The sequence below is a fragment of the Bartonella sp. OC68QHHN genome (assembly GCF_042193875.1).
GTDB lineage: Bacteria > Pseudomonadota > Alphaproteobacteria > Rhizobiales > Rhizobiaceae > Bartonella > Bartonella grahamii_A.
In genome coordinates this window covers 1-2,010 of sequence record NZ_JBHIME010000025.1, presented here as the reverse complement: position 1 = coordinate 2,010, position 2,010 = coordinate 1, and the positions used below count along the sequence as shown (strand labels likewise).

Annotated in this window: 3 protein-coding genes and 1 pseudogene; 2 read left to right on the top strand and 2 right to left on the bottom strand. The window is 36.5% G+C overall.

Annotated elements, in window-relative coordinates; all coding sequences use genetic code 11:
* The first annotated feature begins 305 nt into the window (after positions 1–305).
* Together ACFIJ0_RS05255 and ACFIJ0_RS05250 are read left to right on the top strand one after the other, a co-directional pair.
* Positions 306–497, top strand: a complete 192-nt coding sequence (locus tag ACFIJ0_RS05255) for a hypothetical protein (RefSeq protein WP_004859817.1) — start codon at positions 306–308, stop codon at positions 495–497.
* 67 nt (positions 498–564) lie between these two features.
* Complete coding sequence (locus tag ACFIJ0_RS05250) at positions 565–993, top strand: type II toxin-antitoxin system HicB family antitoxin (protein WP_375622581.1); 429 nt, start codon at positions 565–567, stop codon at positions 991–993.
* Between the two features lie 41 nt (positions 994–1,034).
* On the opposite strand, the gene ACFIJ0_RS05245 is transcribed toward ACFIJ0_RS05250, so the two are convergent.
* On the bottom strand, positions 1,035–1,583 hold the full coding sequence (locus ACFIJ0_RS05245; RefSeq protein ID WP_375622579.1) for an antA/AntB antirepressor family protein: 549 nt from the start codon (positions 1,581–1,583) through the stop codon (positions 1,035–1,037).
* Between the two features lie 237 nt (positions 1,584–1,820).
* Positions 1,821–2,010 (bottom strand): annotated as a pseudogene (locus ACFIJ0_RS05240) (hypothetical protein); the annotation flags it as partial.

The window sequence follows — 2,010 nt, the reverse complement described above, 5'->3', positions numbered from 1 at the left end:
TAGCATATTTGTAGCCCCATTAGATTTGCAATTTATACATAAAAATCTTAGCATAATTTGCTTGTTTTTTCAATTATTTCAGTTAATTAATAACAGTTTTTTAAGTATTACATTATAATATTATTTGACAAATCATGCATCAAAAAACCATGTCACACAAATTGCACAGCTTTCTTATCTCTGCTTTTAACTTTTCAAGAAATATTCTTTCATTAAGAGTCTGTATCAAACTTTTTTGTTCGATTTATTGTTGACTATCGAACCTTTTTGTGCGATATTCATTTTATGCAGAAAGGGGAGGCTAAATGAAACGAGAAGCACTGCTTAGAGAATTACGTAAAGAAGCCAGAAAAAGAGGCATTCATTACAGTGAAGCTCCTGATGCAGGTAAAGGGTCACATTATTTGGTAACTTTTGGAGACAAGACAACCGTTATAAAATCTGGTGAATTGACCCCACTTTACGTGAAAATAATAAAAAAGCAGTTGGGGGTATGAGTTACTCTCTCAACGGCTTTATTTTTTCGTTTCAAAAGCATTTTGATCATGGCGAGGAGACCTAAACATGGAGTACACGTATCAAGCAAAACTGGAATCTGATCCAGATGGTGGTTTTATTGTAACCTTTCCAGATGTACCAGAAGCAATAACAGCTGGAGAAAATAGAACTGAGGCATTAGAGAATGCTGTTGAAGCTTTAGGGTTAGCATTACGGAGCTATCCTATGCGTGGTTTGCCTTTACCAATGCCAAAACAGTATAAAGACCTTGTAGAGGTTACGGTAGATGCGTGGAATGCTCTTAAGCTCGCAGTGGTAGAAGCCTTTAATGAAGCGAATATCACAAAAACAGAATTGGCACATCGTTTGGGTAAAAAAGAAACAGAAGCAAGACGCATTCTTGATCCAAATTATCCAACTAAGCTTCAAACACTAGAGCAAGCACTGAGTGTTCTTGGCAAGCAAGTTGTTATTACAATCAAAAATGCGGCTTAACTTCCTCCCCACTTTTAAAATGGGGAGTTATGTTTTTAAATCTAAGCAGCTTTTGTGACAGATCTAGCTAACACCTGTTTTGCTTCTTTAATAAGGGCTTTGTATTTTCTGTTCTCTTCATCTACTCTGAAGGCATCAAGAAGACGAACATGAATTGGACCCAGAAGATACAAAACTTTTTCACCAGCGTTCATACCTTCCCAATAACTTGGCAAATCAAAGCGTGTATCATTATCATAATCAACAGCTTGGTTTCTCAGTTTCTTCTCACATTCAATAAAGTAACGACGTGCTTGACGTCCTTTCTCATTGCGTTCAACCATTGAGAGTTCTTTCGCCATATCTAAGGTGAGATGATATTCTATTGCTGTAACAGCTCTAGATTTTGCGCTTCCCAATTTTGGGAACCGCAAATCTTGTGTTTTTATGAAGTCTTTACCTTCTTCAAATGTATATTGATTAATACGATCCGTAATCCAAGTAGCGAAACGTTTTCCTATTTCCATGAATGCGTGTAACTCACGCGCATTGACCGTTTGCACAATTTCTTGTTCAATAATTTTTTCTGATATTTTAATAAGAGTGTTCATAATATTGGTTCCTTTGTTTTAAAAGTTTAAGTATCCAGGGCTAAAACAACCGAACCAATTCAGTCCTTCACATCTTTAGGTTACCCTTGGACATACATGTGAAGACCCTGGACAAAATTTCTTATGATGGGCAACAGATCTTTCGGGATACTATTGAACCGATTGGTTACAGGTGTTTTAAGCCTGCTTCGTAACCTAATGGCTTTTAAAAATTTGTCAAGTTGTTCCTGATATGAGTTAGCATCTAATCATTGTTTTTTCAGAAGCTTCTGATAATTTTTTGATCTCTTTATTGATCTCGTCTATAAGAGGTTCGTAATTGAGAACGCTTTTCGGAATAGCACCCCCGTAAACCCATGCTTTTACTTGCGCTTTGGTACTAAAATCCGCATTTTCTGGTGTGGTATAATACTGACCGCCATCAAAT